This window comes from Pseudomonas sp. CH235, from assembly GCF_004368175.1.
GTDB classification, from domain to species: Bacteria; Pseudomonadota; Gammaproteobacteria; order Pseudomonadales; family Pseudomonadaceae; genus Aquipseudomonas; species Aquipseudomonas paraglycinae.
Genome location: NZ_RRZJ01000018.1, coordinates 32,947 through 46,536, shown reverse-complemented (window position 1 = coordinate 46,536; position 13,590 = coordinate 32,947). Strand labels below are relative to the sequence as shown.

Annotated in this window: 10 protein-coding genes and 1 tRNA gene; 2 read left to right on the top strand and 9 right to left on the bottom strand. The window is 60.2% G+C overall.

Annotated elements, in window-relative coordinates; all coding sequences use genetic code 11:
- Nucleotides 1-5: 5 nt before the first annotated feature.
- A complete protein-coding gene (locus EIY71_RS18625) occupies nt 6-734 on the bottom strand; it encodes a bifunctional 2-polyprenyl-6-hydroxyphenol methylase/3-demethylubiquinol 3-O-methyltransferase UbiG (protein ID WP_102717501.1) in 729 nt (242 codons plus the stop codon).
- A gap of 523 nt (nt 735-1,257) precedes the next feature.
- On the opposite strand from EIY71_RS18625, the gene EIY71_RS18620 reads away from it, so the two are divergent.
- Nucleotides 1,258-1,626: a DUF6124 family protein gene (locus tag EIY71_RS18620; RefSeq protein WP_134022656.1), complete on the top strand. Its 369-nt coding sequence runs from the start codon at nt 1,258-1,260 to the stop codon at nt 1,624-1,626.
- A 258-nt stretch (nt 1,627-1,884) separates the two neighbouring features.
- Nucleotides 1,885-3,048, top strand: a complete 1,164-nt coding sequence (locus EIY71_RS18615; protein ID WP_134022654.1) for an ATP-binding protein — start codon at nt 1,885-1,887, stop codon at nt 3,046-3,048.
- A 254-nt stretch (nt 3,049-3,302) separates the two neighbouring features.
- On the opposite strand, the gene EIY71_RS18610 is transcribed toward EIY71_RS18615, so the two are convergent.
- The 8 genes from EIY71_RS18610 to uca all read right to left on the bottom strand — a co-directional run bounded on the left by EIY71_RS18610 (nt 3,303) and on the right by uca (nt 13,470).
- The gene (locus EIY71_RS18610; protein ID WP_039772722.1) at nt 3,303-3,713 is read right to left on the bottom strand and encodes a PaaI family thioesterase; all 411 of its coding nucleotides are present in this window, start codon (nt 3,711-3,713) and stop codon (nt 3,303-3,305) included.
- Between the two features lie 288 nt (nt 3,714-4,001).
- Nucleotides 4,002-4,075 (bottom strand) — tRNA-Gly (locus EIY71_RS18605).
- Between the two features lie 170 nt (nt 4,076-4,245).
- On the bottom strand, nt 4,246-5,130 hold the full coding sequence (locus EIY71_RS18600) for an alpha/beta fold hydrolase (protein WP_134022652.1): 885 nt from the start codon (nt 5,128-5,130) through the stop codon (nt 4,246-4,248).
- A 316-nt stretch (nt 5,131-5,446) separates the two neighbouring features.
- Entirely contained in the window at nt 5,447-6,139 is a 693-nt protein-coding gene (locus tag EIY71_RS18595) for a pseudouridine synthase (RefSeq protein ID WP_134022650.1), read from the bottom strand.
- Between the two features lie 33 nt (nt 6,140-6,172).
- On the bottom strand, nt 6,173-6,403 hold the full coding sequence (locus EIY71_RS18590) for a cysteine-rich CWC family protein (RefSeq protein ID WP_102685950.1): 231 nt from the start codon (nt 6,401-6,403) through the stop codon (nt 6,173-6,175).
- Nucleotides 6,396-7,883 carry a sensor domain-containing diguanylate cyclase gene (locus EIY71_RS18585; protein ID WP_134022648.1) on the bottom strand — a complete coding sequence of 496 codons (1,488 nt, stop codon included), beginning with the start codon at nt 7,881-7,883 and terminating at the stop codon, nt 6,396-6,398. Before EIY71_RS18585 ends, EIY71_RS18590 begins: the two co-directional genes overlap by 8 nt.
- Before the next feature lie 157 nt (nt 7,884-8,040).
- Entirely contained in the window at nt 8,041-9,813 is a 1,773-nt protein-coding gene (gene atzF / locus EIY71_RS18580; protein WP_134022646.1) for an allophanate hydrolase, read from the bottom strand.
- Between the two features lie 24 nt (nt 9,814-9,837).
- Entirely contained in the window at nt 9,838-13,470 is a 3,633-nt protein-coding gene (gene uca, locus EIY71_RS18575) for an urea carboxylase (RefSeq protein WP_134022644.1), read from the bottom strand.
- Nucleotides 13,471-13,590: the final 120 nt, after the last annotated feature.

The window sequence follows — 13,590 nt, the reverse complement described above, 5'->3', positions numbered from 1 at the left end:
TGGAGTCAGCGTTGTACGGCGACCAGCATCATCATCGGCCGCTCACGCTCTTCAGCGAGCGCCGGTTGCGCGGCCACTTCGGCATCGCTCGGGCCCCATTCATTGACGTGTTGAATCGTGAATCCGGCGCCTATCAACGCGTTGAGTAGCGTGCCGACCGTGCGATGCTGCTTGATCACGCCATCGGCCAGCCAGTTGGTCACCCGCTCGCCCTCCATCTGATAACTGTCCAGCGGCCAGCGCTTGTGGCCCTCGCTGTCGATCAGCCAGCCCGGATTGCGCGGCGCCATGAAGATCGGGTGCTCGATGGAAAACACAAAATGCGCACCGGGTTTAAGCGCCGCGTGCAGTTTGTTAAACAGCCCCGAGAGATCCTTGATGTAGTGCAGGGCCAGTGAGCTGTAGGCCAGATCGTAAGTGCACGCAGGCAAGTCGAGGTGTTCCAGGTCGGCACGTTCGTAGCGGATGTTCGCGGCCGAGGTGGTTTCCTTCGCCCGCTCGAGCATTTTCTCCGAGACATCCAGCCCCAGCACTTGGGCAGCGCCGTTTTCGCTCGCCCAGCGGCAGAACCAGCCGTAGCCGCAGCCCAGATCCACTACCTGCAAACCGTGCAGGGAGGGCAACAAGGCTTTCAGCACCGGCCATTCCGGCGCGGCATCGAGGCCGCCGATGGAGCGGTTCATCTGGCTGTAGCCCTGGAAAAACTCGGGGTCGTCGTAGATGTTCTGGGTCATGGATTTGATGCTCTTTTGAATTTGATTTGGGTGGCTCGGAGGCCACGGTTTTGAATCCCTCGAAACGTGATGGCGCGTATTCGTCGATGGCCGCGCAGGGGGAGGGTGGTGGGCGATGGGGAAATGCTAGCGGGTCGTGGCGAGTGTGAGAACCGGGGGAGTGTTGGGGATCTGTAAACGCGGTTTTTCGATACGGGATGTTTAAAGAGTTGGCCCTGTTTACTGAACCTTCCCACAAGGTTTTCAGGTTGTCCGTCGGAAGTGCGGACTCTAGCCTGTGAGGGTCGCTGATGAATCGGCGATCGGGATTGGAACCCCGGCGACTTCACTGAATGCAAAGCGTCGTTCATGACGTATGCTTGCGCACCTTGATGGTGTGCACTCTGTTATGGCGGCTGTGCGCGGGAGACTTAGAGTCTGTCGGGTTTTGCTTGGTGGCCCGGGTTCCAACCTGCGTACAGCTGCCACCCCTTCGCGTGGAACCGAATGGGGCAGCTCTAACCATCACACCGAGTATCAAATCATGTTCAAGCCAACCCCGAATCCCCCAGAAGTCGAAACCGACCCAGCGTCCCCGTACGTCTCGAATGACTGCAGAAAACTCAACGACGCTGCCAACCGCGCCCTCGATCACTACCTCTGCCCCGGCGCCCATGTCATGGGCACGACCAACCAGCCCGACCCGATGTACTTCGCCAACCCTGCCTACGACACCGAATCCCTGCTGGCCAACGCCAGCGAATCACTGGGCTCGGCATCCGAGATGCTCAACAACTTCGCCGCCACCCTCGACCCCGCCCACCGCAGAACCGCGATAGGCATTGCGCAACTGGTGATGCTGGGGGAATTGGCGGTGAATCAGGCGCTGGATCATGTTGAGGTGAAGGACTGAATTGCAGCTGTTTTGGCAGGCATAAAAAACCGGTCACGCGACCGGTTTTTAGTTTCATTTCAACCTGGCTGCAAAGCGTCGAGTGTTGTCGAAGTCCGTATCGGGCGAGTATTCGAGTCAGTATTTCAGACGCAATGCTTGTGTGGGTGACAGAGTTCAGCCCAATAAATAGCAAAATATAGTGAAATCTAAGGGTGTATAGGGATATCTGCTATACAACGATATATTCGTGTAGAGACAAGCATTTGTGAGGCTTTCATGGATCCATACCGTAATCCATTCGCTCCAGGCGCAGGCAGCAGACCGCCTGAGTTGGCAGGACGCGACACAATCCTTGAGGCAGCCAGGATTTCATGTGGGCGAGCCATCAACGGACGAAGCGCCCGATCCATCATGCTTCTTGGATTGAGAGGCACGGGTAAAACGGTACTGCTGAACGAGATTGGAAAAATTGCGAGGGAAGAGGGACTTCTCGTTTCAAAAGTAGAGGCTCCGGAGCGTGAAAGTCTTGCACGCCTTCTCTTTCCTGAAATGCGCAAAGTCATGCGCTCACTTTCTGCAGTAGAAGCTGCCAAGCAAATTGCGACCCGTGGACTGAATGGTTTGCGCGGTTTCGCCTCTATTTTCAAGATCGATATCGCAGGCGTGGAGATTGGTGTCGAACCGGAGCCAGGATTCGCTGACAGCGGGGATCTTCAATACGATCTTCCAGACCTTTTTGCCGTGATAGGTCAAGCTGCGCAAGCTGCAGGCAAAGGCTGGATTCTTCTGATTGATGAAGTTCAGTACCTTTCCGAAGCAGATTTATCTGCGCTTATTGTGTCGATCCATCACATGTCTCAAGAAGGGCTGCCGGTACTTCTCGTCGGTGCTGGTCTTCCCCAGGTTGCTCGTTTGGCAGGCGAAGCAAAATCCTACGCAGAGCGGCTTTTTCTATACCCTGCGGTTGATGCGCTTGATCAAGTATCTGCAATTCAAGCAGTTCAGAAGCCAATCGCGGATGAGGAGGCTTCGATCGAACTCGCAGCACTTGGCAATATTGTTGATCGGACGAGAGGGTATCCTTTCTTCCTTCAAGAGTGGGCATCCACTGCTTGGAACAACGCTGAAGGACCTGAAATCACAGTCGAAGATGTGGACCATTCATACGCGGAGACGTTGGCTTCTCTTGATGCGGGCTTTTTCAGGGTGCGCATTGATCGACTGACAAAGTCGGAAGTGCAGTTCGTGAAGACGATGTCGGAGCTCGGGGATGGCCCCTATGCAATGGCCGATATTGCGAAAGCGATGGGGCGTACACAGTCATCGCTTGGGCCGACTCGTGCCAACATAATCTTTAAAGGAATGATCTACAGCACAGATCACGGCTACTTGAATTTCACCGTCCCACTTTTTGCGGAATATATGCGTCGACAAGGATGAACCGGTCTCAGACGCGAGACTGAGACCAGAATGCGCGACTGATCCCGCGTGAAGGTGGAAACCGCTGGCTGCTTCTAACTCCAACAGTTTGGGGCTTATCTCGGTTTAGTCGGGATAACTCACAATTAAATGGAGTTAGCTGCAGTTGAGGTTACGCGTGCACCATTGTTGAGTGTGTTCTGATTCATTCGGCTTGCTCCACATCCCAGACACAAAAAACCGGTCATCAAGACCGGTTGGATGCAGGGGGGATACTACTGCGGCACCGCGAACACCGCACTGGCACGGGCAACCATTCGATCACCGACATGCAACCCAACAGTGGCAAACGCCAGCTGCCGTCCTTTTTTGGAGTGCTCAACGCGTACCTCAAGCCACTCATTGATCTGCACCGCGCTGAGATAGTCCAGGGTCATACTCGCCGTGATCAATGGCAGGGGAGGGTCGCTGGAGAATGCCATGGCGTAACCCATGCCGACATCCGCCAAAGTCGCCAATACACCGCCATGCAACGTGCCCCGTCCGTTGGCATGTCGTGAGTCTGTCCGCAGACCGATTTCAAGTTGCAAGCCACTGCCTCTGGTATAGATCGGGCCAAGCAAGTCGAGCAGCGGACTGCTGCGGGTCAGCGGAGTGAAGCCCTCGGGGATAGCGGTGTCGTTCATGGTCGATCCCTCTTCCGGTTGGTTACCAGCTTATTTAGCCTGGATACGGAGCGTAGCTTAGAGGGTTTAATCCTGATTTCGCCGTCGGAGAAGGATCATGCGTATGGGGAATTTGCAGCGATAAGCTGATCACGATGGAGCAGTAGGGGCAGGGTTGTTTCGACGGTAGCGATCTTTGGATTTACTAATGAAAACTCAAATCCCGGACACAAAAAAACCGGCCATCAAGGCCGGTTTTTTCTGTTTGCGCATCCCCCGTCAAACCACGACGCAGGACATAAATTCGATTGGAGCGGGTGAAGGGAATCGAACCCTCGTTATCAGCTTGGGAAGCTGGAGTAATGCCATTATACGACACCCGCTCAGAGCGGCTGACTTTGTACCAGACTCGGCCACGGATTTGAAGTTTTCTTTGCACGCGAACTACGGAAAGTCCTGAAACAGAGCCGAAATCGGTCAATCGCGGGCAAGCGCTGCGGGCTGGAGGACGGCTGAATCTCAGCCTCGCAGGCTTGCTCGCGACGACACTGTTTCAAATGGCCAATGCATGGTGATCCTGGACAAACTGGTAACGCGTTCGGCTGGCCTGTTGCGCCGGTTTCAGGAAACCGAGCAGGGCGTTCTGGCTGTCCCGGCAGGCCGATTTGTGTTCCATGTCGAGGAAGTGCCCGGTGGCCTGCAGGGTGGTGAAGGTGCTCTGCGCGACATGGTTGCCGAACAGGCGCGCATCTTCGGCGGCGGTGTATTCGTCCCATTCGCCGTTCATGAACAGCACCGGTACGTTGATTTTCTTCGCCGCATTCAGATAGCACTGACGGTCGCTGTGCAGCACGTCGTTGATGTGGAAATGCATCTGCCCGTATTCGTGCTCGGCCAGGCTACTGACGTGGCGATAGTTGAAGCGCTTGAACAGCGACGGCAGGTGTTTGCCGATGGTGTCGTTGACGAGGTGCCCGACTCGGTCGCCGTCACGTTGGCCGAGGCATTCGACGCCGCGCTCGAGGTAATCAAGCATGTGTGCGTTGATCACCGGGGAGAACGAGCTGATCACGGCTTTTTCAATGCGCCGAGGCTGATGCGCGAGGGCGACCATGGTCGCGGCGCCACCCCAGGAGAACGACAAAACGTGCTCGGCCGCGAAGTGATCGATCAGCTCCAGCAGGATCAGACCTTCGACTTCTTTCGTCAGATGTTTCTCGTGGCGGTTGTGGACTTTCGACTTGCCCGCGTAGGGCTGGTCGTAGCAGACCACGTTGAATTGCGGGTGCAGATTTTTCACGGTTTGTGCAAACGACGCAGTCGTGGCCATCGAGCCGTTGACCAGGATGATGGTCTTTTCTGCGGCGTCTGCGCGATAGAACTCCGTGTAAACCCGATACTGACCCTGTATATCCAGCACAGCGATTTCTGGCCTCATGTCATAAGACTCCTGGCAAGCAAGCGGGTATGCGCGCAAATGAGATTGCACGAGCTTTGTGACAGGTAGGCATATGCCTGGAATTTTGGAGCCCATGTCGATCCGGAACGGCAGGTCGACGGGTATTGTTATTGGCGGGCAATCTGCCGGCTGAGGCGCAGCCCTGATGGGCTGTCTACCGACAAAAAGTTTCTTGGATGTTATGTGTGACTCATCGGTCACAATTTGGCCGACGTCCTGATTCAAGCAGGGGGATCCGGATCGCGCAAGTGCCGTTAGTAAATTGTTCGACAACTTCTGCTGAGCGGTCGGCTGCTTAGAACAAATGAATCTCTTCGGTGCGCAAAGCGCGGTACTCGCCCGGTTTTAGCGCGTGATCGAGCGGCAGCGGGCCCATGGATTCGCGGTGCAGGCGCAGCACTTTGTTGTTGAAGTGGCCGAACATGCGCTTCACCTGATGGTAACGACCTTCGACGATGCTCAACCGCGCCGTTCGCGGGCCGAGCACTTGCAGCTGCGCCGGTTGGGTGGTCAGGTCCTCGAAGGCGAAGTAGATCCCCTCTGCGAACTTGATCGCATATTCCGGGCCGATCTCCTGTTCGGTCTCGACGTAATAGACCTTCGGCAGTTTGGTCTGCGGCTGGGTCAGGCGTCGCGACCAGTTGCCGTCGTTGGTGATCAGCATCAATCCGGTGGTGTTGAAGTCGAGGCGCCCGGCGATGTGCAGGTCGTCCTTGTCCGGCTCGTGGATCAGGTCGAGCACGGTCGGATGTTCGGGGTCGCGGGTGGCGCTGACGCAGCCTTGCGGTTTGTACAGCATGAAATAGCGCGCCGGTTTGCCGGGTTGCAGCACTTCGTCGTCGACTTCGACGCGGCTGAATTCCAGGACTTCGCTGTGGGGATCGCTGACGACTTTTCCGTCAATGCTCACGCGCTTTTCCACCAGCAGCAGGCGAACCTGCTTGCGGTTGTAGCGGGGCAGGTTACTGAGGAAACGGTCGACACGCATGATCAGCAATCGGCAGGAAGCGGGGCGCGCATCTTACGGGATCGACGGCTTGGCCGCTTGCAGTTGCGCCTCGACCTGGGCGCAGCGCGGGCACAGGCAGGATTGGTCGCGCAGTTCCGCCGGCAGGGCTTCGAGCACTGCCGGATCGATGGAAACGCCGTAGCACCAGCAGGCGCGGTCGGCGGTGCGCGGGTCGGCCAGGCTGCAGTCGTTGCGGGCGCCGCAGGCCGGGCAGAGGTCAGGTGTGTTCTTGGCGTCAGGCATAGGTCGAGTGAGGCATTTCCACGCAGGTGCGGTTACGGCCGGTCTGTTTAGCCCGGTACATCGCATGATCGGCCCGGGACAGCAGACTGTGCAAGGTGTCATCCGGTTGCAGGGTGGTGGCGCCGATGCTGACCGTCAGATTCAGGGTGTGACCGTTGTAGGCATATTCATGCTGTTCGACGTGCTGGCGGATCTTCTCGGCAATCTTCTGACCGGTCTCGCCGTCGGTGTCCTTCAGCAGAACGATAAATTCCTCACCGCCCCAACGACAGACGATGTCGGAATGCCGAAGGCAACTTTGCAGGTCCCGGGCGAATCCGATCAGCACCTGATCGCCGGCCATGTGCCCGTAGGTGTCGTTCAAGGCCTTGAAGTGATCCAGATCCAGCAGCAGCGCGGTCAGCGGTTTCGGCTCACGGTGCGCTTCGTGCAGCGCTTGCACGGCGAGCAGGTCGAAGCCGCGGCGGTTGGGCAGTTCGGTGAGGCTGTCGAGGGTGGCCTGAGCGTGGATCTTGTCCTGATAGCGCTTGATCAATCGATTGACCAGGGCCAGCACGATCAGCGTCACCAGCAGGCAGATCAGCAGGTTGAGATAGAGCGACTGGCGGATTTCACTCAGCGCGCCGTCTTCGCGTTTGTCGACGAACAAGTACCAGTTCAGCTCTGGAATAAACCGCACGTTGAGGAAATGTCCTTGGCCGTGGGTGGAATATTCATAGCTGCCGCTGTGGGGTTTGGGCAATTGGCTGACCAGGCTTTTCATGCTGTCGAGGTCGTTCAGGCTTTTCCCGACTGGCGCCCCCTCCGGCCCGCCCTCGGCGCCGGTCAAGACCAGTCGGCCGAAGGTGTCGACGAAGTAAACGCTGCGTTGATAGCGCTGCTGGTACTTGTCGATCAGCTTGATCACCGCGTCCACCGTCAGCCCTACGCCGGCGGCGCCGATGAAGCGATCGTTGTAGTCGTAGACCTTGTAGTTGATGAAGAAGGTCATGTTGTCTTTGTTGGCCAGGTCCGGGTCGACGTTGATCTCGTACGGGTCCTTCATATCGCGTACGCGGAAGTACCAGGCGTCGCGCGGTTCGTCGATTTTCACCTGCTTGAGCACGCCCTTGGCGTGGTAGTAGGTGTGGGTGCTGTTGGAGACGAAGAACGCGGTGTAGGCGCCGTAGTGGGTCATGACCTCGTCGAGGTAACGGGTCATCTGGTCGCTGTCTTTCTCGCCGTTCACCACCCAGTCGCGCATGAAGGTGTCGCGGGACATCATCGAGGAAATCAGGATCGGTCTGACAAGGTCTTTCTGGATTTCCGAGTACACCGTGTCGGACGTCAGCGGCAGTTCGGTGTTGACGATGTTGTCGCGGATCGATGCCCGCGAGGCGTAGTAGCTGAGCAGGGAGGTGGCGAGGAAACCTGCGCCGAGCAGGGCGATCAGGGTCAGTACCAGCGAACGTTGGGAGTGAAACGCAGATCTGAGCGGCATTGGCAATTCCGTTGACAGTGACCCGATGGCAGCATTCTAGTGAGATGGCCGGGAAAAAACTGCGGGATTTGTGCCTGAAATGACGGGTAATCAGACGCCGCTCTCTCTCACCGACCCTCTCCAGCAGAGAAGGTCGGCGATTTGCCAGGTTTTCGGGTCAGTCGCGGCTGGCGAGGTAGGCGCGCCAGCCACCCAGATGGCTGATGTCGAGCGCACCTTCCAGGCCGTACGGTTCACAGATGAATCCGCTCTCCCAGCGGCCGTCCGCCAGTTGTACCTTGCCCAGCCCGAGGGGGGCCGGGATGCCGGTCAGGAATGAACCGAGCTCGCGGCTTGGCAACTCCCAGACTTCCACCTCGATTGCCACGCCGCCCTCCGCCACGCGCAGCATGCCCGGACGCAGCGGTGGGCCGCCGGCCAGCGCGTAGAGTTTGTAGTCCTTCGAGCTGTGGGTGGCTTCGATCAGGCGTGCGCCGCGTTGCTGCAACTGCCAGTTCAGGGCCAGTCCATCGAGGTGCGCGCCGCAGACTACCAGTCGTGCCCGGTCATTGCGTGCCGGATTCGCTGGTGTCGGCAGCGCCGGATTCTGCTGGCGCTGCAAGGCGTCCGCCAGGCCCAGCAGATACTGGTCGGTGAACGCCCGGCCAAACAGCGTCACGCCCCACGGCAAACCATTGTCCATGACCGCACTGGGCACGGCGACGGCCGCATAATCCAGCAGGTTCATGAAGTTGGTGTAGTAACCCAGTTCGGCGTTGCGCAGCACCGGCTCGGCGTCGAGTTCCGCCAGCGTCACCAGACGACCGATAGTGGGCGTGAGCACGCAGTCGAGTCCTTCCAGCGCTTTATCGCAAACGGCTTTCAGCGCTTGCAGTCGGTATTGCGCACGGAACGTTTGCACGCCGCTGACGGCCGGTGCTTTGGCCAGCACCGCGCGGATCACCGGCAGCACCGCTGCGGGATTTTCTTCCATCAACTCGCCGGCCACGCTGTAGCGCTCGGCCACCCAGGGCCCTTCATAAAGTAACCGCGCCGCTTCGAGGAACGGCGACAAGTCCAGCTCGACCGCTTCACCGCCCAGAGCTTTCAGACGGTCGATGGCGTCGCCGAACAGCTGCGGGCCTTCTTCACAGCCGAAAAATTCCAGGTCTTGCGCACGCGGTACACCGAAGCGAAACGGCCGTGGCGCACCGAACGCGGAGCCGTCGTTCCATGACGGATTGCTGCGGCTGTATTCGTCCCGTGGATCGAGGCGCGCGGTCAGCGCCAGTAGCTGACTGGCTTCCCGCGCCGTTGCGGTGAACGTGGTGACGCAATCGAGCGTGCGACAGGCCGGCAGCACGCCGGCGGTGGAGATCAGGCCTTTGCTGGCCTTCAATCCAACCAGATTGTTCAACGCCGCCGGCACCCGGCCGGAGCCGGCGGTGTCGGTGCCCAGCGCGAAACTGGCAACGCCGAGCGCCACGGCCAGCGACGAACCGGCACTCGAACCGCCGGACGGATACTCCGGCAACACGCTGTTCGGGCAAGCGCCATAGGGCGAACGGCTGCCGTTGAGGCCGGTGGCGAATTGGTCGAGGTTGGTCTTGCCCAGCGGGATCGCCCCCAGCGCCAGCAGTTGCTCGACGATGGTCGCCGAACGCTCCGGCACATAGGCGAACGCCGGGCACGCGGCGGTGGTGGGAATGCCGGCGAGGTCGATGTTGTCCTTGATCGCAAACGGCACGCCATACAGCGGCAGGCTGTCGAGGTCGCGACCGTCGAGGGCGGCCAGATACGGTTCCAGTTCTTCGGCGCTGAGCAGATGGATGAACAGGTGATAGTCCGGGTTCAGCGCCGCCGCTTTGTCCCGCAGCGCCAGCAGCAATTGCCGCGGTGTGGTGTCGCCATTGCGGTAGGCCTGGCGCAGGGCATCGAGTTGCAGATTCATGGGTTGATCCTTTGGCAAATGGTTTCAGTCGAGTTCCAGCACCACGACCCGTTGTCCGGCACGCACCGCCGATCCCGGCTGCACGCGAATGTCCTGCACCACCCCGGCCATGGGCGCGAGTACGGGGATTTCCATCTTCATCGACTCCAGAATCACCAGCACATCACCGGCCGCCACGCGGCTGCCGACCTCGACCTGCACCTGCCAGAGGTTGCCGGCGATGTGGCTGTCGATGCTTTGTTGGCCGCTGGTCAGCGGTGTGTCTTCGCTGCTGTCCGGCACGGCTTCTTCGCTGTCGAAGTGCGCCTGGCCACTGGCGATCCAGCGTTCGCGCTCAGCCTGGAAGGCACCCTGTTGCTGCGTTCGGAAGGCGTCGATGGTCTCGGCTTCGCGTTGCAGAAAGGCCTGGTAGTCGGCGAGGTTGAGCTGGCTATGTTCGATGTCGAGGTCGAAACGCCCGAGGGGAAAATCCCGGCGGATGCGCAGCAGTTCTTCGGCGCTGACCGGGTAGAAACGGATCTGATCGAAAAACCGCAGCAGCCACGGTTTGCCGTCGAACGCGGCGACTGCGCGATAGCGGTTCCACATCTGCAAGGTACGCCCGACGAACTGATAACCGCCCGGGCCTTCCATGCCGTAGACGCACATGTAGGCGCCGCCGATGCCCACCGAGTTCTCGGCGGTCCAGGTGCGCGCCGGGTTGTACTTGGTGGTCACCAGCCGATGGCGCGGGTCGAGCGGCGTGGCGACCGGTGCGCCGAGATACACATCACCGAGGCCCATCACCAGATAGCTCGCGTCGAACACCGTGCGCTGCACCTCGTCGAGGTTCGGCAGGTCGTTGATGCGGCGGATGAACTCCAGATTGCTCGGGCACCACGGCGCGTCCTTGCGCACGGTGGTCATGTATTTCTCGATCGCCAACTGGCAGGCCGGATCGTCCCAGGACAGCGGCAGATGAACGATGCGCGACGGTACTTGCAAGTCCTGGGCGGCGCACACCGCATCCCATTCACCGGCGACGATGCCGAGCAGATCGGCCAGCGGCAATTGTTCGGGCTGGTAGTGGATCTGCAAAGAACGAATGCCCGGTGTCAGGTCGATCACGCCGTGCAGGTTTTTGCCTTCCAGCGCCTGCATCAGGGCATGGGCGCGAAAGCGCAGGACCAGATCCAGTTCCGGCGCGCCGATTTCCAGCAGCAGATGGGTATCGCCGGACACACGCCCGACCAGCCGCTTGTCGTACTGACCCAATTCCAGAACCACAGGCGAAACCAGGGCCTGTGGGAGCTGGCTTGCCAGCGATGAAGTTGACTCGGTGTCTGCTCGGGCCCCATCGCTGGCAAGCCAGCTCCCACAGGTGTCCCAATTGAGGGCGAGATCGCGTGCGGTCTTGAGATCGACGGGCACGAACTGCACTTTGTCCCCGGCCTTGAGTTGACCCAGTTGCCAGAGATCGGCCTCGATCACCGTCACCGGGCACACGAAACCGCCAAGGCTCGGGCCGTCCGGGCCGAGGATCACCGGCATGTCGCCGGTGAAGTCCACGGCGCCAATGGCGTAGGGGTTGTCGTGGATGTTCGAGGGATGCAGCCCGGCCTCGCCGCCGTCGGCGCGCACCCACTCTGGTTTCGGCCCGATCAGGCGCACGCCGGTGCGGCTGGAGTTGAAATGCACTTCCCATTGCGTGGCGAAAAAGGTGCCGATGTAGTTTTCAGTGAAATATTCAGGCGCGCCATGAGGGCCGTAGATGACGCGGATCCGGCGCACGGCAGGTAATTCGCTGACGTGATGGGGCGCCAATGTCTGCCCGGCGCTGCGGTCGCTCAGGGCCGCCAGATGCAGCACGTCACCGGCGCGCAAAGCCCGTCCGCCATGACCACCAAACTGACCGAGCGTGAAGGTGCTTTTGCTGCCCAGATAATCCGGCACTTGCACGCCGCCACGCAGGCACAGGTAGCTGCGGGCCCCGGCGCCCGGCAGATTGCCCAGATGCAATTGACTGCCCGCCGGGATCAGCAGGGCGGTGTTCATCGCCTGCGGCTGGCCGTCGAGCGTCAGGGCAATCGGTGCGCCGGTCACGGCCACCACCGCATCGCAATTGAAGCGCAGCAACGGCCCGTTCATGGTGATTTCCAGTGCCGCCGCGCCTTCGTCATTGCCCAGCAAGCGATTGCCCAGACGCAACGCGCGACTGTCCATCGGCCCCGAAGGTGGCACGCCGACCGCCCAGTAGCCGAGGCGACCGGGGTAGTCCTGGACGCTGGTCTGGGTGCCGGCGCTCAGCACTTCAAACGTGTTGGCCCGGTACACCAGGCCTTCCAGGCAACGGGTCCAGGGCTGACCGCTGGCAAACGGCGTATCGAGCAGAATCTGCCGCAAGTAGTCGCGGTTGGTTTCCACGCCGTACAGCAGGCTGGCGCCGAGGGCCTGATGCAGATCGGCACGCGCCTGTTCGCGGGTCGGCGCCCAACTGATGACTTTGGCGATCATCGGATCGAAGTAGGGTGGGATCTCGCAGCCAGCCTCGACCCAGGTGTCGATGCGCAGTTGAATGCCGTTGGCCGCAGGAAACTCCACAGCGGTCAGCAGCCCTGGGCTCGGCTGGAAATCGCGCCCCGGATCCTCCGCGTACAGTCGCGCCTGAATCGCGTGGCCGTCCGGTTTCAGGCCCTCAAACAATGTGCTCAGCGGCGGCAGGTCTCCCGCCGCCAGTTCAATCATCCAGCGCACCAGATCGACGCCCCACACCTGTTCGGTAACGCCGTGTTCGACCTGCAACCGGGTGTTCACTTCGAGAAAATAGAAGCGCTGCGCATCGCTGTCGAAAACGAATTCGACGGTGCCGGCGCTGCGGTAATTCACCGCTTTGGCCAGTTTGATCGCCGCTGCGCACAGCTCATCCGCCATGCCTTCGGGCAGGTTCGGTGCCGGGGTTTCCTCGAGGACTTTCTGGTTGCGTCGCTGCACCGAGCAGTCGCGCACGCCGAGGGCGATCACCGCGCCGTGGCCGTCGCCGAACACCTGGACTTCCAGATGCCGCGCACGCTGGATGTACTTTTCGATGAACACTCCGGCGTCGCTGAAGTTGTTCTGGCCGAGGCGCTTCACTGCCTCGAACGACTCGCTCAGTTCGCTGGCGTTACGGCACACACGCATGCCGATGCCGCCGCCACCGGCAGTGCTTTTGAGCATCACCGGATAACCGACCTGCGCGCCGGCAATCAGTGCAGCATCGAGGCTGTCGAGCAGTTCGGTGCCTTCGAGCATCGGCACGCCGTGCTGTTTGGCCAGGGCCCGTGCGGTGTGCTTGAGGCCGAACACTCGCAGTTGCTCCGGTGTCGGGCCGATGAAGGCAATGCCATGGTTTGCGCAGGCTTCGGCGAACGCGGCGTTTTCCGAGAGGAAGCCGTAGCCGGGGTGGATCGCGGTGGCGCCAGTGGCTTTGGCGATGGCGAGAATCTTGTCCACGGCCAGATAGGTGCCGGCCGCTGCGCCTTCGCCGAGGCTGTGGGCTTCCTCGGCTTGCAGGATGTGCAGGCTGGCGGCATCGGCTTCGGAGTACACCGCGACGCCTTCGACGTGCAGTTCACGCAAGGTGCGCAGAATGCGGCAGGCAATCGCGCCACGGTTGGCAATCAGGACTTTTTTGAACATGGCAAAACCCCTGAAGGGGATGCGGGCCGTCCCGCAGTTTTTCGATGAGCGCCGGGGTCGTCCCCGACGGCAAAATCACAATTCGAAAGTCACCATTGACCTTGTGGGAGCGGGCTTGCC

Bases quoted from the DNA above. Each gene is read 5' to 3' on its own strand.
- EIY71_RS18620 (WP_134022656.1), top strand. From the start codon at position 1,258: ATGTTCAAGCCAACCCCGAATCCCCCAGAAGTCGAAACCGACCCAGCG.
- EIY71_RS18590 (WP_102685950.1), bottom strand. From the start codon at position 6,403: ATGCCTGACGCCAAGAACACACCTGACCTCTGCCCGGCCTGCGGCGCC.
- EIY71_RS18585 (WP_134022648.1), bottom strand. From the start codon at position 7,883: ATGCCGCTCAGATCTGCGTTTCACTCCCAACGTTCGCTGGTACTGACC.
- uca (WP_134022644.1), bottom strand. From the start codon at position 13,470: ATGTTCAAAAAAGTCCTGATTGCCAACCGTGGCGCGATTGCCTGCCGC.
- EIY71_RS18625 (WP_102717501.1), bottom strand. From the start codon at position 734: ATGACCCAGAACATCTACGACGACCCCGAGTTTTTCCAGGGCTACAGC.
- EIY71_RS18600 (WP_134022652.1), bottom strand. From the start codon at position 5,130: ATGAGGCCAGAAATCGCTGTGCTGGATATACAGGGTCAGTATCGGGTT.
- EIY71_RS18595 (WP_134022650.1), bottom strand. From the start codon at position 6,139: ATGCGTGTCGACCGTTTCCTCAGTAACCTGCCCCGCTACAACCGCAAG.
- EIY71_RS18615 (WP_134022654.1), top strand. From the start codon at position 1,885: ATGGATCCATACCGTAATCCATTCGCTCCAGGCGCAGGCAGCAGACCG.
- EIY71_RS18610 (WP_039772722.1), bottom strand. From the start codon at position 3,713: ATGAACGACACCGCTATCCCCGAGGGCTTCACTCCGCTGACCCGCAGC.
- atzF (WP_134022646.1), bottom strand. From the start codon at position 9,813: ATGAATCTGCAACTCGATGCCCTGCGCCAGGCCTACCGCAATGGCGAC.